Origin of the sequence: Sphingobium olei, from assembly GCF_042678845.1 — a bacterium.
GTDB lineage: Bacteria > Pseudomonadota > Alphaproteobacteria > Sphingomonadales > Sphingomonadaceae > Sphingobium > Sphingobium olei.
On the sequence record NZ_JBHTLS010000130.1, the window covers coordinates 111,260 to 130,803 of the forward strand.

The window sequence follows — 19,544 nt, forward strand, 5'->3', positions numbered from 1 at the left end:
CTCCGTCAGTAGGCGGGTGGTTGCAAATCGCAGGCGATGGTCAATCTTTCCCCCGACGCGAATGGCAGCGTGCGGTGCCACATCGTCGAGGGAAAGATGACCAGTCTCCCGGGTACAGGCTCCACCGTGGCATATGCCGGCAGGTTTAGCCCCAACTCAGGCGGTGGCGTTCCCAGTTCGAGCCATCCTGCTGGCGCTCGACCCATATCTTCGGTGGACGGCCGGTCGATGTAGAAGACGGCGCTGATCCAGCCATGTGGATGCGTATGTGTAACATGAAAGCCGCCGCCCTCGAGTCGCACGGACCAACTGCCCTGAAATCGCAGATCGTTGCGCGCTGATTCCAGCAACGGATGACCAGCCTGACGCGGGGGAAGCCGGTCGACAAAGGTCCGGAACGCTTCGATAAGATATTGGCGGAGATGGGTTAATTCCGGCTCAGGCCGGTGGAACAGCGGCTGATCGGTCTGCGTGCCGCCGCGGACAGATTGAGCGGGGAAGGAAGCGTTCGCCGTGTGAAGGCCGCGCACTATCTCCCCCAACGTCGCAAGGTCGTTGACGGACAACCCGAGATTTACATTTTCGATATAAGGCGGCTCGCCGTCCAACCATGCCGCTCGTCTATTTCCCGTCAACCGCCAGATAGTGGAAAGATAAGGCCACATCGCCATATTCCGCCCGCCGTCTAACGCGGCCAGCGCGCGTGTCTCTGCTTGGCCGGTATGACCGGCCTTCAGCAAAAGCCGGACATGGGTAATGGCGACCTGCTTCGCCACAGCGCCGGGCAGGCGATTGAAGAGAGTCATCGCTACGCCCGAGTCGCCATGCTCCGCCTCCCAGCAGGCACGGCTTGCGTCCAGCGCCGGATCGCGCAACGGCCCTGCCGCATCCAAAACGATGCGCGCGTCACCGGCATGATCGGTTTGCATAAGGATGCGATACAGGCTCAACCTCAAGCCGACATTGGCGGGATGCCGCGCGATGGCGCGATCCAGCGAGTCACGGAACCGCTCTGCCCGACCCCTCATCCATCGCAGGAGGGACAATGCCTCATGCCCCTCTATCCACTCCGGGGCACGGCCCAAAAGCCCGGACAGCATGGTATCAGCCTTATCAACTTCACCCTCGGCTGCGAGCGCCATGGCCTGGTTCAACAACAGTCCCAGATGGCCGGGAGCCAGCTTGGCGGCCCGCTCGAACAATTGCGCGGCCGGATCACCGCGCTCGAACCGGGCCTGCGCGACAGCCATGGCGATGCGGGGATCGGTGGGCGAAAGCTCGTGGGCTCTGGATAAGGCATGCACTGCTTTATCCATCTGTTGGGTGTCGCGAAACGCAAGCCCCAAGCATTGCCAGATCACGGCGTCCTGGCAGCCCCTTTCGGCAATAGGCTGCAACAGCTTTATCGCGAGGTCGGGGCGGCGCGCATCCAGCGCATCCAGCGCGAAATCCGTGCAGTCGGCACCATTTGCGCGGCCCGGTTTGGTCGGATCCAGTTCAGCCTGCAACCTTTGCAGTCTGACTTCAAGTTGGTGCGTCACGTCTCACAGGCCATGGACGTGGCCGCCCGCGGCGATGATCGCCCGAATGGCATCGCGGGCTCCATCATCAAGATCGGGGTGCCAGATGTCGAAAATCAATATGACGCGCAGGCGATCGGTAGGATTCATCGCTTCATGATCGACAGTATCGTCGAAAACCCATGCTTTTCCAGCCCGCCATTCCCGCCGCTCCTCGCCTGCTCTAAACCAGCATCCGTTTGGCACCAGAAGCGGCAGATGGCACACGAGGCGGGTGTTGGACACGCCGGTATGGGGCGGGATGTGCGTGCCGGGAGCCAGCAGCGAGAACATGGCGTTCGGGCCGGCACCGGGGATATCGGGTTGGGGCAGGCGCTGCAGAAAGCCCAAGGTTGCGGGACAGTGCCGCGCATTGGCGTGGACCGAGCGCCCTTTCTCGATCAGATGCAGCGCCGACCAGTCCGGGCTGTGGTTGAGCGTCGCCCACTGTTCGAGCGGCATGCTGTCGGGATATTGCACATAAGCCACACTGGCGGCATCACGTGATGCCAGCAGCACTTCCAATTCTCCCGTTATGACAGGGGTCAGCGCCTCCAGTTCCTCCAGCCAGTGGAACCTTTCGGCAGGATAGAACGGAATTTCCGGAAGACCAGGGTAACAATAATGACTTGGCCCTGCGCGGTGCGGTTCGCGGATATGGCAGATCGTGTCGATGAACAGCCGAACATCGCTGTCTGGAGGGCTTCCAGTCGCTTCGATGACTGCCTGGGTAAAGGCGGCTGACTGACGGACCTGCCACTGCCCGTATCTCTCTTCGGCCGTGGTGATGATCTGGCGCAGCATAGGGGGCGGGGTCGCGCGATCGCACTGGGCGAGCGCGCGCCCGTAGGCTACGCCCGCCTCATCCTCTCGCCCAAGGGCATGGAGCTGGGTGGCACGCATCAACAGCGCCATGAGATCTAGCGGCCGGATCGACAAGGCCCGATCCACCCAATGGAGCGATCGATGAATATTGCCCTGGGCTCTCTCGACCGAGGCGAGTTTAAGCATTGGCTCGAAGCCGGCTTCCTGCTTGATCCGTTCCGCCAATAATGAACAGGCGGTCGTCAGGTCGCCGCGTGCAGCCGCTTCGTCCGCCGCGCGGTCCATCGCGTTCAGGTTCATGGCATTCCTTTAAAGACTGCACCGGCAAAAGAAAAGGCGGCGGAACGCAGGTTCCGCCGCCCAATCAAGCAACCTTGTACGAGCCTTAGAAGTCGGCCGTCAGGTTCACGAACAGCTGACGACCAAGGAAGTCGTAGGTGCCCGGGAAGGTGTTGCCGTTGCCGAAGCCGCCCAGCGATGCCTGGCTGACCAAGGGCGGGTTCTTGTCGAACACATTGTTCATGCCCAGACGAAGCGTGATCGTGTCCTTGAGCGGCAGGCTGGCCTGAAGGTCGATATAGTTCTGAGCCTTCAGAACTTCGTCGACGGTCGGGGCAGCGCCCGGCGAGGCCAGATCCGGGTCGGAGCTGATCGTGTCCACCTTGACCTTGCTCAGATGGCGCCAACGGGCCGTCAGAGCGATGTCGTTGGCGAAGGTCCACTTCAGGTTGGTCTGGAACCGGAACTTCGGCGACGGATTGCCGCAGGTGATGCCGTAGAAGCCGGCGCAATCATAGCTGAAGCCACCCGTGATCGGCTGGGCGATATACTTGTCCAGCACCGTGCCAACGAACTGCCAGCGCAGCTTGTTGTTGCCGATCGAGGTCGAGTAGTTGCCGTTCAGGTCGAAGCCGGAGGTCTTGAGCGAACCGGTGTTCGTGGTCTGGTTGTTCACGAAACCGCTTTCGTCCAGCCAGAGCGAACCGGCGGCAGCACCGGCCGAAGCAGGCGAACGATTGATCTTCGAGCAGAAGAACGGATCGCCCGACTGAATGCACTGGTTCAGAATGACCTGCGAACCGATCGTCCCGACGGCGTCCTTCACCTTGATGTTGAAGTAGTCGACCGAGAAGAGCAGGCCCGGAACGAAGCTGGGCTGCAGGATCACGCCGGCGGTCCAGGTGTTCGCCTTCTCCGGACGGAGGTTCAGGTTACCGCCCGACAGCTGGTTGTACTGCGCCGCCGAGTTGACGTCGATGTTGCCGTACTGAGCCGCGGTGACGCCGGTAAGGGCGCACTGAGCGGCCGTAGCGCTGGGTGCGGCGCCGGCGCACGGATCGCTGCCGCTGAACAGGCCGACCTGCTGGTTGAAGAACAGCTCGCTGATGTTAGGCGACCGAACGGCGCGGTTGAACGATCCGCGGAACTTAATGTCCCGAATCGGCGACCAGGTGCCCTCGATCTTGAAGGTGTCAGCCTTGTTCTGCGACGTCGCGCCCTGAACGTTGTAGGACGAGTGGCGATAGCCAAGCGTCAGCGCCAGCGCGTCGAAGAAAGGACGATCCATTACCAGCGGGATGTTGGCTTCGGTGAAGAGATCCTTGACCGTGTACTGGCCCTCGATCGGCAGGGTGGGCCCGCCCTGGCCGGCACCGTCGCCGTTGATGTACGCCTGGTCAGGTTGGGTCGCCAGCTGTTCCTTGCGATATTCCGCGCCGAGCACGATCTTGACGCCGTCCTCGGCGAAGGGCGACTTGAAGCCATACATGCCCAGATCGCCGACCACGGAGCCGTTCACGATGGTTTCCTTGGTCGTGCCGGTCAGCACCAGCGGGATGCCGATATAGGCGGCAGCGGCCGGGGTGACACCATTGGGCGTGAACACGTTGTAAGGCACGCACGATGGGTCGGTGCCGTCAACCACCGACTGACAAGTCGCGACACCGCCAACGTTGACGACGTTCAGCGCGTTGTCGATCTTGGTGTTCGACGTGTCATTGCGATAGGTGTTCGCGACCTTGATCTGCCCGAACTGCACATAGGCGTCGTAGTTCCAAGCGTCGCTGATGTCGCCGCGCAGGCCGGTCACGATACGGAACTGGTTGAAGCCGATATCGTTGAAACGCGGACCGCCTTCGATGTTGCGCTTGCCGAGCAGGAAGTCGGCGGTAGCGTTGGTGCCCAGCGCCGCACCGCAGATCGCGCGGCCGGTCTGCGTACCCTGAAGGAAGGGGTTGTCGCAGTTGACCGTGCGCGGTCCATAGAATGCACCGGCAGCGGCGATCTGCGCCTTGGTGCTGTAGTCCATGAACATGAAGTCCATGTACGGCTTGAAATGCTCGTCGATCTCATATTCCGCGAACAGGCCGGCCGTGTACCGGTCAGACGGACGGCGGAAATAATTGACCGGGCCGAAGTTGTACGCGTCGCGCAACGAAGAATAGGGGGTCAGGGTGCCGTTGTCGGTCAGCGTGTAGCTGCTGGCCGTGGGAATGCCCGCGAGGGCCGCGTTCGCAGCGGAGATGCCGCCGATGCGCGGACGGGCGGGAGTGCCGGAGCCACCGCAATCGAAATAATTGTTGGCGGCGTCGGGGTTCAGCGTGCAGACCGAATAGTCGTAGCCCGCCTGGGTGATGGCGCTGTCATGACGATAGCCCGCATAACCGACGATGCTGCCGCGGTCGTCGTCGAAGCCGACGCCGAAGGCGAGCGTTGCGTCATAGGCGCCGCCCGTGTTGGTGTTGCCCGCCGGGGCGCGATACTTGCGGTTGACGACCGCCTGGATGTCCTCGTCGTCATTCTTGTGCGAGTAGAGGCTGTACTGGCCGTCCAGGCGAATGCCGCGGAAGCCGCGGTTCATCTTGAAGTTCACGACGCCCGCAACGGCATCTGCACCATAGGTGGACGACGCACCGCCGGTCAGCAGGTCGACGGCCTGTACCAAGGCGCCCGGAATGAAGTTAAGGTCAGCACCAGCGCCGCCGCCGATGTTGCCCGGCATCAGACGTCGACCGTCGATCAGGACAACGGTACGGCTCGGCCCGAGGCCGCGAAGGTCGATCGTCGCGGTACCGTCAGCGCCGTTGGACACGCCCGAGCTCTGGCCGGCGAACACCTGAGGCAGCGTGTTGGCGAGATCTTCGATCTTGGAATAGCCGCTTTCACGGATGTTCTCGGCGCTCAGGGTGGTGACGGGAGCAGCACTGATCTGGTTGGGGGTCGCAATGCGCGAACCGGTGACGACGATGGTTTCGGCGTTTTCCGCGGCCGGCTGTTCCTGCGCTATGGCAGCGGCCGGCAACATCACGCCCAGTATGACAGGCGCGACACTTGCGCGCAGAAGCGCGCTTCTCGAGATATTCTTCACTGTCCAGTCCCTTGCTCTGGAGTATGACGGATGAGTCCGCCATCATTTTGTCGCTCAGCAGAGGGATAGATGCCCGACAGCGCCCCCCACTGAAACTGCCGAAAGTCTGCGCAAGCGCCGTACGGCTGTAAAGCAAAGTTGCGATGCAGCAGGATTTTGATTGATCTGTGTAGCATAAATGCCACAAGCCGGCTCCAACGACGCCCACGCGGATTTCAGTGTAACTACCGCAGCCATGAACGCGCGCCCGAAGGGGAGTTTGCGGTGGGCCTTGACCTTTTTACCACCGCGTGATCTTCCTCCATCCCTCGGGACATTAGGGCAGCTCTATGCGCAATCATTTATTCAAGGCCTGCATGATTGTGGCGCTTTTGGCCGGCGCGTCGGCCTCTGACGCGGCGGTCAAATCGCAACCGGCGGCGCTCGACCAGCTGGTGCGCTGTCAGGCAATCACGGATAGCGATGCGCGGCTCAAATGCTACGACCAGCAGGTGACGGAGCTCAAGACCGCCAGCGAGAGCAACAAGCTGATCGTCATGGATCAGGAGGATGTCAAAAAGGCGCGAAGGTCGCTTTTCGGCTTTTCGATGCCGAAGCTGCCCTTTTTCGGCGACGACGATGACGATGAGAGAGACAGCGTAAAAGAAGTGACGGCGACTATTGCCACTGCTTCGGCGGTCGCTGGTGGCAAATGGGCGATCAGGCTGGACGATGGTTCCGAATGGCAGACGGTCGAACCGACGGAAATGGCCACGCCGAAGAAGGGCATGTCGGTCCAGATCCGGCGCGCGGCTCTTGGCAGCTATATGGGCAAGATCGACGGCCGCCGCTCCGTCCGCATCAAGCGGGTCGGCTAACGCCGGACCTTCGGTCCGTCACCGACCCTGCGGCATCGGCCCGGCGATCAGCATCGGGTCGATCCGCGCGTCGTTCCACTTCATGCCCCAGTGCAGATGCGGGCCCGTCGCCCTGCCGGTCGCACCGACCGCGCCGATGCGCTGCCCCTGCCGGACCGCCTCGCCCAGCCGGACATCGATGCGTGACAGGTGGAGGAAGGCACTGTTGAGGCCATGGCCGTGATCGATCATCAACAGATGGCCTTCTAGCGTATAGGGCTTCTCGCTCGCCGCCAGGATGACGACGCCATCGGCCGGCGCGACGACCGGATCGCCTGTCGCCCCTGCTATGTCCACGCCGCCGTGGAACGCGCCCGGTTCGCCCCGATAGATGCGTTGCGACCCGAACAGGCCGGAAATTCGCCCGATCCTCGGCCAGATGAAGGATTGCCGCCACCCCTTCGCGTCCGTCACCTTGGCGCGCGCCTCGGCAATGGCCTCCAGTTCCGGTCGGCGCAGGGCGAGGAAGGCTTCGCTGCTGGTTGTGGGACGAAGCGGCGCATCGACCCGCTCGATCCGCCATTCCCGCGGCGCGACGGCCAGGCTCTGGCTCAGCACCCGGCCGCCGCCCAACCGGGCCGTCAGCAGCGCCGTTGGCGCGGCATCCCGATCGAAGGCAATGAGGAAGCGTCCATCCGTATCGACCGCGACGGGCTTGCCGTCCAGCGTCAGCGAAACCGTGTTCGGCGGCGCGACGCCCCGCAAGACCGCGCCTTGCATGGGCGCGCCGTTCAGTCCGAAATCATGGGAAATGGGCGCCGCCGGCTGCGCCACAGCGACGCTCGCCAGGGCGATCGACACCGCGAGGACGGCAGTCCTCATCGCGCCCCGCGCGCGGCCAGCTCCGCCTTTGCGGACGCCTGCGCATCGGCATAGGCTTCCTGCCGCGCGATGCTCCAGTAGCGCAGATTTTCGAGCGCGATCCGCTGGCCGGTGACGGCGCACAGCACATGATCGCCCGCCTGCAGCACGCGGAAGCTGTAGGGCATATAATGGAGCCTGGCGATCCGGTCCCCGCTGGACATCAACATGCGTTGGCCTTTCTGTTCGCGGGCATCAGGAAAACAGGTCCTGCTGCCGTCCTGCCGTCGGCTCGCGCGTCCTGCGCGGGGAACGGGCGGGCAGTATATCGGCTGCCGGTCCCGGCTCAAGCGGTCCAACCGTGGCCTCGACCGCGCCGTCGCGGAAGTGCAGCGTGACCGCTGCGGCCGCCTGCGCTTCCTCCACCGATTTCACCAGCTGCCCCTGCGCCGTGATGCGGGCGTAGCCGCGCTGCAACGGCAGATCGGGGTCGAGCGAAGCGAAATGGCGCGACACCCGGTCCAGCGCGACGCTGCGGTCCGACAGAGCGCGCATCAGATAGTCGGGTCGCAGCCGCAGCCGGTCCAGCCGCTCCGCCGCGCGGGTCAGGTGCTGCTTGAGCAGGGGAGGGCGCAACGCCGCGCCTGCTTCGCTCAGATGCGCGCGCGCATCAGCCAGGCGGTGGCGCAAGCCATGCTGCAGCCGCATCGACGCATCATCCAGCCGCTGCCGCTGCGGGCTGAGCAGCGTGTCGGGCGTCGGCATCAGCCGCGCCTGCATGTCCAGCCGCTCGCGTGCCTGCGCCGCGCCCCGCCGCACCGCGCGGCCCGCGCGCAGGCTCATTTCGCTAAGACCCGCCAGCAGTTCCGCGCGCACCGGCACCGCCATCTCGGCCGCAGCAGTCGGCGTCGGCGCGCGCCGGTCGGCGGCATAGTCGCACAGCGTCGTGTCGGTCTCATGCCCGACGGCGGAGATGATGGGGATGGTGCAGTCTGCGACGGCGCGGACCACGATTTCCTCGTTGAAGCTCCACAGATCCTCGATCGACCCGCCCCCGCGCGCCACGATCACCAGGTCGGGGCGGGGCAGCAGGCCGCCTGCGGCCATCTCGCTGAATCCGCGCACCGCCCGCGCCACCTGCTCCGCCGCGCCCTGCCCCTGAACCAGCACCGGCCAGACCAGCACATCGGTTGGGCAACGATCCGACAGGCGGTGCAGGATGTCGCGGATGACCGCGCCCGTGGGCGACGTCACCACGCCGATGGTGCGCGGCAGGAAGGGCAGCGGCTTCTTGCGCTCTGGCGCGAACAGCCCTTCGCCCGCTAGCTTCCCCTTCAGCTTTTCCAGCAGCGCCATCAGCGCGCCTTCACCTGCCAGCTCCATCCGGTCGATCACGATCTGATATTTGGACCGGCCAGGATAGGTGGTCAGCTTGCCGGTGGCGATCACCTCCACCCCGTCCTGCGCGGCGAAGGCCAGTCTTTGCGCCCCGCCCTTCCACATCACCCCGTCGATGACGGCATTGTCGTCCTTCAGGCACAGATAGAGGTGGCCGGACGCCGCCCGCTTGAATCCCGATATCTCGCCGCGCAGACGGACATGGCCGAACCGATCCTCCACCGTGCGCTTCAGGGAAGCGGACAATTCGCTGACGGTCAGCGGCGGCGCGTTGTCGCCGGCCCGCTCCTCCGCTAACAGGCGGCCCGAACTGTCATAGGCATCATAATCCGGGGACATGGGCGAAATGAACATCCTTCTGCTTGGCGGCGGCGGCCGGGAACATGCGCTGGCATGGAAGCTGGCGCAATCGCCCCGGCTTTCGACCCTTTATGCCGCGCCGGGCAACCCCGGCATAGCGCAGCATGCGCAACTGGTCGACCTCGACGCCACGGATCATCGCGCGGTGCTGGATTTTACCGTCCGCCATTCCATCGGTCTTGTCGTGATCGGTCCGGAAGCGCCATTGGTCGACGGGCTGGCCGACAATCTTCGCACCATGGGCGTTCCGGTTTTCGGCCCGAACAAGAAAGCGGCGCAGCTCGAAGGGTCGAAGGGCTTCACCAAGGATCTGTGCCGGCGCGCGAACATCCCGACCGCCGCCTATGTCCGCGTGACCAGCAAGGATGGCGCGATCGCTGCACTCGACGACTTCTCCCTGCCGGTCGTGATCAAGGCGGACGGCCTCGCTGCGGGCAAGGGCGTCATCATCGCGCAAACCCGCGAAGAGGCGCTCGAGGCGCTCGACACCATGTTTTCCGGCGCGTTCGGCGCGGCGGGCGAGGAAGTGGTGCTCGAAGAATTCATGACCGGGGAAGAAGCCAGCTTCTTCGCCCTGACCGACGGCACCGCGATCCTGCCCTTCGGATCGGCGCAGGATCATAAGCGCGTCGGGGATGGCGACACCGGTCCCAATACCGGCGGCATGGGCGCCTATAGCCCCGCGCGGGTGCTGACGCCCGAATTGGAAATCCAGGTGATCGACACGATCGTCCGCCCCACGGTGGAAACGCTCGCGGCAGAAGGCATGCCCTATTCGGGCATACTCTATGCCGGGCTGATGCTGACGGACGAAGGGCCCAAGCTGATCGAGTATAACGCCCGGTTCGGCGACCCGGAATGTCAGGTGCTGATGACCCGCTTCGACGGCGACCTGGTGGAGCTGCTGCTCGCCGTGGCGCAAGGCCGTCTGGCGGAGCAGGGGCCGGTGACGCTGGCCGACCGCGCGGCCCTCACCATCGTCATGGCGGCGACGGGCTATCCCGGCACGCCGGAAAAGGGCGGCAGCATCGGCGGCATCGATACGGCGGAGGCGACGGGCGCAAAGGTCTTTCATGCCGGAACCGCCGAACGCGACGGCGCGCTCGTCGCCAATGGCGGGCGCGTGCTGAACGTCACGGCGACGGGGGACACGGTACGCGCGGCGCAGGCGGCCGCCTATGCAGCCGTCGATGCGATCGACTTTCCGACGGGCTTCTGTCGTCGCGACATCGGCTGGCGGGAAGTCGCCCGCGAGCAGGAATGAGGGGACGGGACGACAAGAAGTCTCCAAGGGCGGAATCGACGCTCTTGCGGCGCGCCGTCCACCGCCCCTAAATAACCGCATCAACCATCCTATAAGGGGAGGCAGCGGCCGATGCAGGAATTCTTCATGGACTATGGGCTGTGGCTGTTGATCGCCCTGCTCGTGGTGATCGTTCTGCTGTTCCTGTTCTCGGGTCGCGGCAAAACGACGGCTGACGAGTCCTCGGTCGAGCCAGTCGCGCAACCCTCCACGCCGCCCAAGGCAGCAGAGGAAACTGTCTCCGCGCTTGCGGCGCCGCAACCCGCCCCCGCCACGCCCGTTTCGGTGGAGCCCGTTACCATCACGGCGGCCGACCCTATTGTCGAAGCGGTCGCCCCGGACGCTGCACCTGCACCTGTCTCCCCCGCCGTCACCAGTCTGCCCGAAGAGCCGGACGATCTCCTGCGGCTCAAGGGCGTCGGCCCCAAGCTCAAGGCGCTGCTGATCGACCTTGGCGTTACCCGCTATGCGCAGATCGCCGCCTGGACGGACAGCGATATCGCCGCGATCGATGCCCGGCTCGGCACCTTCAAGGGCCGCCCGGTTCGCGATCAGTGGGTGGATCAGGCGAAATATCTCGCCGCCGGGGATGTCGCGGGTTTCGAGGCCAAATATGGGAAACTCTGACCGGCCTGCCTGACCGGAGGCTCACCGCCCCAACGACTAAGGTACGGACCGGCCGGCCTGTCAGTGCCGCGCCGGCACCGCGTCCGACTGGCGGCGGATCAGCTGATAATCCAGCTTCACCTTGCCGATAATGTCGTCCCCGCCTTCCTCCTGGCTGCGGAACCGCATGGCAAGCAGGCCGATCGCCTCCCGGCTCATGTCGCGTATCGGCTGGCGGATGGTGGTCAACGCAGGCCAGATGGCGCTGGCGAGCGGCGTGTCGTCGAAGCCGCAGATGCTGACATCGGCCGGCACGTTGATCCGCCGCTGGTGCGCGACGGTGATCGCGGCGGCCGCCATATCGTCGTTGCAGGCGAAGATGGCGGTCGGCCGCACCGGCAGGGACATCAGCCGCTCGGCCGCGTCCAGGCCCGACCGATAGCTGAAGTCGCCCGGCACGATCAGCGCTTCGTCCAGGTCAATGCCATGGTGGATCAGCGCGTCGCGAAAGCCCTGCACCCGGCGGGAATTGGCGCGGTGGCGGGGATTGCCCTCGATGAAGCCGATACGCCTGTGGCCCAGTTCGATGAGGTGCCGGGTCAGGTCGTAGGCGGCATGGCGATCGTCCGTGCCCACCGACAGCATGTCCGGCCCATCCTGGTCCGGGGCGACCGCCACCACGGCAATGTCCCGCGCGCGCAGCCCGTCCACCAGGTCGCTCCAGTCGCACAGCGGCGGCGGGAGGATGACGCCGGCGACGTGCGCCTGCGCCACCTGATCGACGATCTCTTCGGCAAAGGCGCCCGGCGCGCATTGTTCGACCACCAGATGCAGGTGGCGCTGCGGCGCTTCGCCCAGCGCGCCCAGCAGCAGTTCGCCAAGATAGGCGGAGGTGGTCGAATGGCTGTGCAGCAGCGCGACGCGCCGGTCGACATTGCCCGCCAACGCCCGGGCAGAGGCGTTGGGGACATAGCCCAATTCCTTGACCGCCCTCTCGACCGCCTGCTGCGCCTTCGCGCTGACCAGCGCCTTGCCGTTCACGGCGCGCGATGCGGTCATGACCGACACGCCCGCGCGGGCGGCGACTTCCTTGATGGTGGGCGCTTTTCTGGCCGGCGGCTTGTCCATCGGGCGCTTCTAGCGGCTTTTCGGGGCGTGTAAAATCTTGCGCGCCCGCATCGCGATCAGCGCAGCAGCTTGAGGTCCACGGCAGCCGCCATGACGGCGAAACCGGCATCGTTGGGATGCAGCGCGTCGCCGGCGTCATAGGCTTTCGCCATGCGCGCCGGATCGGCCGGGTCTGCGATCGCCTTCGCCAGATCGACAAAGCCGTCCGCTTCCCGGGTCGTGCGAATCCAGCGGTTCACCGCCTCGCGGGTCGCTTCTCCTTCCGCGCTCCAATATCCCGCACCCTTGTACGGCAGGATGGTCGCCAGGATCAGCTTGACGCCCCGATCATGCGCCCGCGCGATCATCTGGCGATAGGCGCCGATCAGCGCTTCGGGCTTCAGCATCGGCTGCCTGTCCCGCGCCGCATTGCCAAGGTCGTTGACGCCCTCCAGCAGGATGACATGGCTGACCCCCGGCACCGCCAGCACGTCGCTGTCGAACCGCGCCAGCACATTATAGCCTTCGCCTTCGCTCAGCAGCCGGTTGGCACTGATCCCCGCATTGGCGACGCCGACATTGGTGCGCCCCGCCTTCTGCAGCCGCTCGGCCAGCAGGTCGGGCCAGCGGCGGTTGCTGTCCGGCGTCGCGCGCACGCCATCGGTGATCGAATCGCCCAGGGTGACGATGGTCGTTGCGGGCGCGCGGCTTTCAACCTCCACGGCCGACAGGATGATGCGCGATCCCAGTGTCGCGCTGTCGGTCAGGCTCACGGCGTGGGTCTGGTTGCCCGGCGCGGTCCAGCCAGTGGCGGCGGAATAGCTGTGCACCGTCGCGTCTGGGGCGCCTTTGGGCAGATGGATGCTGACGGTGATGCGGGTCAGCGGCTTGACCGGCAGGTCGATGGCGTCGCTTATCAGCGGCGCGCGGGCCGGGATCGCCGCGCCCTGCATTCCGTTGAACGTCACGACCCGATCGGTGCCTGGCTCGATCCGCCCACCTTCGCCCGCCAGCGCGACATGCACCGCGCCCAGCAGCAGCGGCTCTACCGACATTTCGTTGGACAGGCGCAGGCGGATGCGCGCGCCCCCGCTGCTGATCCGCACCACCTGACGCACCGTGCGGTCGGTAAGGTCGGGGCGCTTTTCGGGGGGCGTCTTCGACAGCTGCGGCGCGGCCATCCAGCTGCGCGACCAATGCTGCGCCTGTGCCGGCATCGCAACCGCCGCGCCGATCAGCAGCACCATGGCCAGCCTCGAAATCCGCATCATCCTTACCCTCTATCCCGTTCCATTCAGCACCGCTGTCTTGCCGCAGCGAAAGCGACCGCGCCAGTGCTATCGCGCATCCCTGCCGGCGCTCGCCTACAGCTTGCTCAGGTGCGATAAAGGACATCGCCCCGATCGTCCCTGCGCAATCATATTTCACGGGACGGACATTCTATGAGGATTTCTACGGGAAATATGCGAAGTTAAGCCGCGCATGTCCTACACACCCCTCCTGCTCCACGGATGAAAAAAAGCCCGCCGGCGCTCTGCCGACGGGCTTCATCGAAGCGCTCTCGCGCCGGTCAATATTGGATGGTGACCGTCACCGCGCGGCGGTTCTGCGCCCATGCCGCCTCGTCCGATCCAAGCGCGGCGGGCCGTTCCTTGCCATAGCTGACGGTGGTGATGCGGCTCGGCGCGATACTCAGCGAGGCAAGGTAGTTTTTCGCCGCATTGGCGCGCCGTTCGCCCAGCGCGATATTATAGTCGCGCGTGCCCCGTTCGTCGGCATGACCTTCGATCGTGACGCGGACAGTGGGATTCTGTTGCAGCCAGGCCGCCTGGCTCTGGAGCGTCGCCTGATCCTCCGCGTCGATGTCATATTGGTCGAGGCCGAAGAAGATGCGATCGGACGCGACCGACGCCACGAAATCCTCCTGGCTGCCCTTGCGCGGACCGGTGGCCGTGCCGGTGCCGGCGGACGCGCCGGTTTCGGTGCCTGTGCCGCCCGGCGCGGGCGGCAACTGGGCCGGCGGTTTCTTGGAGCAGGCGGCCAGCGCGATCACGGTGCTCGCCATCAGCAAGGTCCGGGACAATTTCATTGGAATCTCCTCATTTCCATCCGTGCCGCCCCACGGTTGAAACCATGGTTGGCGAAGGTCGTTACGCTGTCAAGACGAGCCGCGTCGTCCATATGTTTCTGCCGTCCGCGACAACGCAACTGTCGAACATTTATATCCGCAGGCTGAACCTCGGATTACGGCAGCAAAGGCCCCCAGGCCGGGTCCGATCCGCTGAGCGGGGTCGGAATGCGCCGTTCGTTGACGCCGGTCAGGTCGACCTGCCACACTTGGCTGGTCCCGTCGCGACCCGGCGTCGTGCGGAAGAATTGCAGCACGCGGCCATTGGGCGACCAGGTCGGCTGCTCGTCCTGCCAGCCGTTGGTCAGGGTGCGCTCATTGTCGCCGCTGGGGCTCATCACCGCGATCTTGAAGTCGCCGGACATTTTGGTGAAGGCGATGAGGTCGCCGCGCGGGCTCCATTCCGGCGTCGCATAGCGACCGCCGCCATGGCTGATCCGTCGCTGGTTGGAACCGTCCGCATTCATGACATAGATTTGCTGCCCGCCCGACCGGTCGCTTTCGAACACGATCTGGCTGCCGTCGGGCGAATAGCTGCCACCCACATCGATGCCGGGCGATGTGGTCAGGCGAACGGGCGTGCCGCCGCTCGCCGGCACGCGATAGATGTCGGTGTTGCCCGCCACCGCCATCGAAAACAGGATGCTACGCCCATCGGGCGACCAGCGCGGCGCAAAGGTCGGATTGTTGCTTTCCGTCACCAGCTTCTGCTGGCCCGCGCCGATGTCGTAGACGTAGATGCGCACCCGGCTGCCCAGATAGCTCACATAGACGATCGACTTGTAATCGGGCGAGAAACGCGGGGTCAGCGCCATCGACTGGCCGTTGGTGATGAAGCGGTGGTTGGCCCCGTCCGAATCCATGATCGCCAGCCGCTTGGTGCGGTTCCCCTTGGGACCGCTTTCGGCGATATAGGCGATGCGGCTGTCGAAGAATGGGCTTTCGCCCGACAGGCGCGCATAGATGGCGTCGGCGCATTTATGCGCGGCCCGCCGCCAATCGCGCGGGGCGACGACATAGCCCTGCCGCGTCAGCTCCTGCTTGAGCGCCACATCGTAGAGATAGCAGCCCACGGTGATGTCCGCCTCGCCGCCGCTGGTGCGCACGAAACCCTGCGCCAGCGCCTGATAGGCACCCCATTTGTCGTAGACCGGGTTGGTCACCTCGGGAAAGGCGACCGCAGGCAGTCCGCCGGGACCGGACGGATCGAACAGGCCCGATCCCTTTAGGTCCGACGCGATCACTTCCGCGATCTTGCGGCCCAGCTCGCTCGCCGGTCCGGCGGGCGTGTCCACCTCCTGCTGCGCGGGAAGCGGGGGCACGGCAATCTTCAGATTGCTGTCGATCTCGCCGGTCACGTCCACCGACAGCTGCGCCATGGCGGGTGCGGCCAGCATTGCGGCCAAGGCCCCCGCGGCGAACGCCACCTGGCGCAGGATAGGGAATTTCATCGGTTCAGCCTCGCGTCAAAGCGGAGTGGCCGCAGCCATTTCCATTGGTCGTAAAATTCACCGGGCAGATTGCGGAACGGCGATGCGAGCTTCACCGCCTGGACGGCCCGCTCGGCATGCAGCTTCGCCTGCGGCCGGTTGCTGGCGGTGACGCCCTGCTGGTCTATCACCTCCGGCGTGCCGACGACATTGCCATTCTGGTCCAGCCGCACTTCCAGAAGCGTGACCAGCTTGTCGGCGTCCGCGCCCGACGGCGGCCGCCAACGCGGTTTCAGCTGCCGGCGGATTTCCGCATCCAGCGCGGCCTTCTGCTGCGGCCCCATCGCTGCGGCGGGCGGCGGCGCGGGCTTGCGCGGCGCGTCGTCGCTGGTGTCGATCCCCTTCAGGAAATCTTTGCCCAGCAGGGAACCGCGCGGCTTATCCGCCTTGCCCTGACCGGATGCCTTGGCCGGCGCATCGCTTTTGGCCTTCGCGTCGCTCTTGCTGCTGCTTTTGGCAGGCGCTGAGGATTTGACGTCGCTCTTCGCTGGCGAGGGCTTGGCCTTGGGCTTTTCCGGAGCGGGTTTGGCTTTGGGTGCTGGCTTTTCAGGCGCTGGCTTTGGCTTCGGCGGTGCCTTCGCCACCTCTTTCTTCGCCGGAGCCGGCTTGTCCTTCGGCTTTGCCGGCGTTTCCTTCACCACCTTCTTGGGCGGCGGCGGAGCCGGAACGGGCTTGGGCTGAGGTTGGGGAGGCGTTGGCGTCGGCTCGGGCGCTGGAGCGGGTTCCGGAGCCGGCTTCGCGTCCTCGGTCGGCCCCTGTTCGGGTGCGACGCTGGGCGGAGGCGGCTGCGTCGACACCTGCGGTGCGGTCGATTGCAACGCCACCTCGTCCACCAGGCTGACGTCCATCGGCGGCGAATTGAGCTTCAGCGGGTTGGGCGTCGCCAGGAAGCCGGCGGACAGCAGTCCGAACAGCAGGACATGTCCCGCCGTCGCGACGCCCAGGCCGATCTTTTCCGAACGCTCCATAGGACCGACCTAAGGCTCCTGCCCTGAACCGCCGCTGACGTCGGCCTGCGCCGCATCGTCATTGCCGCCGGTGCTGACCAGCGCCACCTTGTTCAGTCCCGCGCGGTTGAGCTCGCCCATGACACGCATCACCCGGCCATAGTCGAGCGCGGTGTCGGCACGCAGGAAGATCTGCGGCGGCTCGGCCTTGCCGGCATTGGCCGACATGATCTCGGCCAGGCGATTGGGCAGGTCGGCATCGCTGATCTGCGCATCGTCGATGAACAGCCCGCCGTCCCGGTCGATCGACACCACGGTCGGCTTGACGTCCGCGTCCAGCCCCTTGGCGCGCGTTTCCGGCAGGTTCACCGGCACGCCAGTCACCAGCAGCGGCGCCGTCACCATGAAGATGATGAGCAGCACCAGCATCACATCGACCAGCGGCGTCACGTTGATGTCGGCCATCGGCGCGCGCCCGCGCCCGCGCCGGCCCGAAGGAGGCCCGGACATCGCCATTATCGCGCCGCTCCTGTGCGGACTGCGCTCATCGCTGCGCCTCCAGCTCGCGGCTCAACGTGGCGTAGAAACCATCGGCAAAGCGAGTCAGCGTGGATTCCAGCCGGTTGATGCCATGGCTGAAGCGATTATAGGCGATGACCGCCGGAATCGCCGCGAACAGACCGATGGCGGTCGCGAACAGCGCCTCGGCAATGCCCGGCGCAACCACCGCCAGGCTGCTGTTCTGCTCCGCCGCGATGGACGTGAAGGCGCGCATGATGCCCCAAACGGTGCCGAACAGGCCGACGAAGGGGGCGACCGATCCGACCGTGGCCAGGATGTTGAGCCGGTCGGACAGCCGATCCACCTCGCCGCCGATCGCGCTCGACATGGCCGTGGACAGGCGGTCGCGCGTGCCGTCCCGGTCGATCACGCGCTGCGCGGTCGAGCGCCGCCATTCGGTGACGCCCGCCGCCATAACCTTGGCCGCCGGAAACGCCGCCTTGCCCCGCGTTTCGTAAAAGCGATCGATATCTTCGGCCTTCCAGAAATCGGCTTCGAAAGCGCGGCTTTCCTTGCTCGCCTTGCGCAGCGTCACGGAAAATCCGATGATGATCGCCCAGGTCCAGATGCTGGCCAGCAGCAGGCCGATCATCACGCCTTTGACGACGATATCGGCCTGAAGGAACAGCGCGAGCGGAGACAGGGTCGCGGCGTCGGCCATTGCGCCGACGGGCAGGTTGAGGCTCATGGGTGGATGTCTTCCCCTTGGCAAAGGCGATTGAATATGGCGGTCCACGCCTTGGGCTGGCGCTGCGGGCGGCCCTGCGGCGTCAGCCAGGCGACGGTGATGTCGGCGTTGGTCAATTCTTCGTCGCCGCGCATGACTGACTGCTGAATGGAACAGCGCGTCGGGCGGACCTCGCTCACGCGGCTGACCACCATCAGGTCGTCGTCCAGCCGGGCCGGTCGCCGGTATCGGATGTTAAGCTCCGTCACCGCATAGACGCCGCTGCCGCCTTCATGCTCGCCGCGCTGGTCGATCCCGGCGATGCGCAGCATGTCGGACCGCGCCCGCTCCATATAGCGCAGATAATTGGCGTGGTAGACGAGGCCGGACAGGTCCGTATCCTCGAAATAGATGCGCAGCGGGAAATGATGCACGGCGGCGACGAAGCGTCCGCTGGCTGGCGCTGGCATCGGTTGGGGCAGGGACATGGCGGGCTTTTAACCATGGCTGTGTCCTTGCGCAAAGCGGGAAATGGCTTTTGCCCACCGTCTGTCTGGCTCTGACTCTCGGCTGGCCGCGCTCGCTCCATCGCGCTACGGGACCGCATAAGGAATCACAGGAAGAGGAACGAGCGGACATGACGGATATCAGGACGGTGGGCGTGATCGGTGCCGGTCAAATGGGCGCAGGCATCGCGCAGGTGGCGGCGCAGGCCGGCTATGATGTGATCCTGTCCGACATCGACCTTCCCCGCGCGGAAAAGGGCAAGGCCGGCATCGCGAAGCTGCTGGCCCGCGCCGTCGAAAAGGAAAAGATGACGCAGGCCGATACCGACGCTGCGCTCGCCCGGATCGAGGCGGTGGGCGACATCGCCCCGCTGGCCCGCGCCCAACTGGTGATCGAGGCCGCTACCGAGCGCGAGGACATCAAGCGCACCATCTTCGGCAATGTCGGGCCGCTTCTCGCCAAGGACGCCATCCTCGCCAGCAACACCTCCTCCATTCCCATCACCCGCCTGGCACAGGCCGCGCCCGATGCGTCGCGCTTCGTCGGCGTCCACTTCTTCAATCCCGTACCGGTCATGGGTCTGATCGAGGTCATTCGCGGGCTCGGCACCAGTCCGGAAACCGTGGCCACGATTGAAGCCTTCGCCCAGCGCCTGGGCAAGGTGGTCGTCCACGCTTTCGACGCACCCGGCTTCATCGTGAACCGCATCCTGATGCCGATGCTCAACGAAGCGATCTTCGCCCTGGGCGAGGGCGTCGCCGGCGTGGTGGACATCGACACGGGGATCAAGCTCGGCCTCAACCATCCGATGGGCCCTCTCACCCTCGCGGACTTTGTCGGCCTGGATACCTGCCTTGAAATCTGCAAGGTTCTGCTGACCAGCACGGGTGATCCCAAATATCGGCCCGCGCCGCTGCTGGTCAAATATGTCGAGGCTGGATGGTACGGCCGCAAGACGGGCAAGGGCTTCTACGATTATTCGGGGCCGGAACCCGTTCCGACCCGCTGAGAGGGACATGAGA

The 19,544-nt window shown here is 65.3% G+C and carries 18 protein-coding genes; 4 read left to right on the forward strand and 14 right to left on the reverse strand.

Annotated features, from left to right (window positions below):
• Nucleotides 1-5: 5 nt before the first annotated feature.
• The 3 genes from ACFQ24_RS14765 to ACFQ24_RS14775 form a co-directional block, all read right to left on the reverse strand.
• On the reverse strand, nt 6-1,541 hold the full coding sequence (locus ACFQ24_RS14765; RefSeq protein ID WP_380912519.1) for a 2OG-Fe(II) oxygenase family protein: 1,536 nt from the start codon (nt 1,539-1,541) through the stop codon (nt 6-8).
• A gap of 3 nt (nt 1,542-1,544) precedes the next feature.
• On the reverse strand, nt 1,545-2,684 hold the full coding sequence (locus ACFQ24_RS14770; protein WP_380912521.1) for an aspartyl/asparaginyl beta-hydroxylase domain-containing protein: 1,140 nt from the start codon (nt 2,682-2,684) through the stop codon (nt 1,545-1,547).
• A gap of 85 nt (nt 2,685-2,769) precedes the next feature.
• The gene (locus ACFQ24_RS14775; RefSeq protein ID WP_380912523.1) at nt 2,770-5,751 is read right to left on the reverse strand and encodes a TonB-dependent receptor plug domain-containing protein; all 2,982 of its coding nucleotides are present in this window, start codon (nt 5,749-5,751) and stop codon (nt 2,770-2,772) included.
• Nucleotides 5,752-6,080: 329 nt separating this feature from the next.
• Between ACFQ24_RS14775 and ACFQ24_RS14780 the strand changes: the two genes are divergently transcribed.
• Nucleotides 6,081-6,608, forward strand: coding sequence for a hypothetical protein (locus ACFQ24_RS14780; RefSeq protein ID WP_380912525.1), 528 nt, complete (start codon nt 6,081-6,083; stop codon nt 6,606-6,608).
• 18 nt (nt 6,609-6,626) lie between these two features.
• Here ACFQ24_RS14780 and ACFQ24_RS14785 read toward each other — a convergent pair whose 3' ends face one another.
• From ACFQ24_RS14785 to xseA, 3 genes are read right to left on the reverse strand one after another with little or no spacing between them, the layout of a single operon-like run.
• The gene (locus ACFQ24_RS14785) at nt 6,627-7,469 is read right to left on the reverse strand and encodes a M23 family metallopeptidase (protein WP_380912526.1); all 843 of its coding nucleotides are present in this window, start codon (nt 7,467-7,469) and stop codon (nt 6,627-6,629) included.
• Nucleotides 7,466-7,678 carry a DUF2093 domain-containing protein gene (locus tag ACFQ24_RS14790; RefSeq protein ID WP_380912528.1) on the reverse strand — a complete coding sequence of 71 codons (213 nt, stop codon included), beginning with the start codon at nt 7,676-7,678 and terminating at the stop codon, nt 7,466-7,468. Before ACFQ24_RS14790 ends, ACFQ24_RS14785 begins: the two co-directional genes overlap by 4 nt.
• A gap of 25 nt (nt 7,679-7,703) precedes the next feature.
• Nucleotides 7,704-9,185 (reverse strand): exodeoxyribonuclease VII large subunit, encoded by a 1,482-nt coding sequence (xseA, locus tag ACFQ24_RS14795; RefSeq protein WP_380912530.1) that lies wholly within the window; start codon nt 9,183-9,185, stop codon nt 7,704-7,706.
• Nucleotides 9,186-9,192: 7 nt separating this feature from the next.
• On the opposite strand from xseA, the gene purD reads away from it, so the two are divergent.
• Both purD and ACFQ24_RS14805 read left to right on the forward strand, forming a co-directional pair.
• A complete protein-coding gene (gene purD, locus ACFQ24_RS14800; RefSeq protein ID WP_380912532.1) occupies nt 9,193-10,470 on the forward strand; it encodes a phosphoribosylamine--glycine ligase in 1,278 nt (425 codons plus the stop codon).
• A 111-nt stretch (nt 10,471-10,581) separates the two neighbouring features.
• The gene (locus ACFQ24_RS14805) at nt 10,582-11,136 is read left to right on the forward strand and encodes a hypothetical protein (protein WP_380912534.1); all 555 of its coding nucleotides are present in this window, start codon (nt 10,582-10,584) and stop codon (nt 11,134-11,136) included.
• Between the two features lie 60 nt (nt 11,137-11,196).
• Here ACFQ24_RS14805 and ACFQ24_RS14810 read toward each other — a convergent pair whose 3' ends face one another.
• From ACFQ24_RS14810 to ACFQ24_RS14845, 8 genes are all read right to left on the reverse strand, one after another.
• Nucleotides 11,197-12,243, reverse strand: coding sequence for a LacI family DNA-binding transcriptional regulator (locus ACFQ24_RS14810; RefSeq protein WP_380912536.1), 1,047 nt, complete (start codon nt 12,241-12,243; stop codon nt 11,197-11,199).
• Nucleotides 12,244-12,299: 56 nt separating this feature from the next.
• Nucleotides 12,300-13,493 carry an SGNH/GDSL hydrolase family protein gene (locus ACFQ24_RS14815; protein WP_380912538.1) on the reverse strand — a complete coding sequence of 398 codons (1,194 nt, stop codon included), beginning with the start codon at nt 13,491-13,493 and terminating at the stop codon, nt 12,300-12,302.
• Between the two features lie 299 nt (nt 13,494-13,792).
• Nucleotides 13,793-14,311 (reverse strand): peptidoglycan-associated lipoprotein Pal, encoded by a 519-nt coding sequence (gene pal, locus ACFQ24_RS14820; RefSeq protein ID WP_380912540.1) that lies wholly within the window; start codon nt 14,309-14,311, stop codon nt 13,793-13,795.
• Nucleotides 14,312-14,466: 155 nt separating this feature from the next.
• Nucleotides 14,467-15,801: a Tol-Pal system beta propeller repeat protein TolB gene (tolB, locus tag ACFQ24_RS14825; RefSeq protein ID WP_380912542.1), complete on the reverse strand. Its 1,335-nt coding sequence runs from the start codon at nt 15,799-15,801 to the stop codon at nt 14,467-14,469.
• Nucleotides 15,798-16,808 carry a cell envelope biogenesis protein TolA gene (locus ACFQ24_RS14830; RefSeq protein WP_380912544.1) on the reverse strand — a complete coding sequence of 337 codons (1,011 nt, stop codon included), beginning with the start codon at nt 16,806-16,808 and terminating at the stop codon, nt 15,798-15,800. The genes tolB and ACFQ24_RS14830 overlap by 4 nt, the downstream gene beginning before the upstream one ends.
• A 9-nt stretch (nt 16,809-16,817) precedes the next feature.
• Complete coding sequence (gene tolR / locus ACFQ24_RS14835) at nt 16,818-17,303, reverse strand: protein TolR (protein ID WP_380912546.1); 486 nt, start codon at nt 17,301-17,303, stop codon at nt 16,818-16,820.
• Between the two features lie 28 nt (nt 17,304-17,331).
• Nucleotides 17,332-18,036, reverse strand: coding sequence for a protein TolQ (gene tolQ / locus ACFQ24_RS14840; protein WP_380912548.1), 705 nt, complete (start codon nt 18,034-18,036; stop codon nt 17,332-17,334).
• On the reverse strand, nt 18,033-18,503 hold the full coding sequence (locus tag ACFQ24_RS14845) for a YbgC/FadM family acyl-CoA thioesterase (RefSeq protein ID WP_380912550.1): 471 nt from the start codon (nt 18,501-18,503) through the stop codon (nt 18,033-18,035). Before ACFQ24_RS14845 ends, tolQ begins: the two co-directional genes overlap by 4 nt.
• A gap of 149 nt (nt 18,504-18,652) precedes the next feature.
• Here ACFQ24_RS14845 and ACFQ24_RS14850 point away from each other — a divergent pair, with 149 nt between their 5' ends.
• Nucleotides 18,653-19,531 (forward strand): 3-hydroxybutyryl-CoA dehydrogenase, encoded by an 879-nt coding sequence (locus ACFQ24_RS14850; RefSeq protein ID WP_380912552.1) that lies wholly within the window; start codon nt 18,653-18,655, stop codon nt 19,529-19,531.
• Nucleotides 19,532-19,544 lie beyond the last annotated feature (13 nt).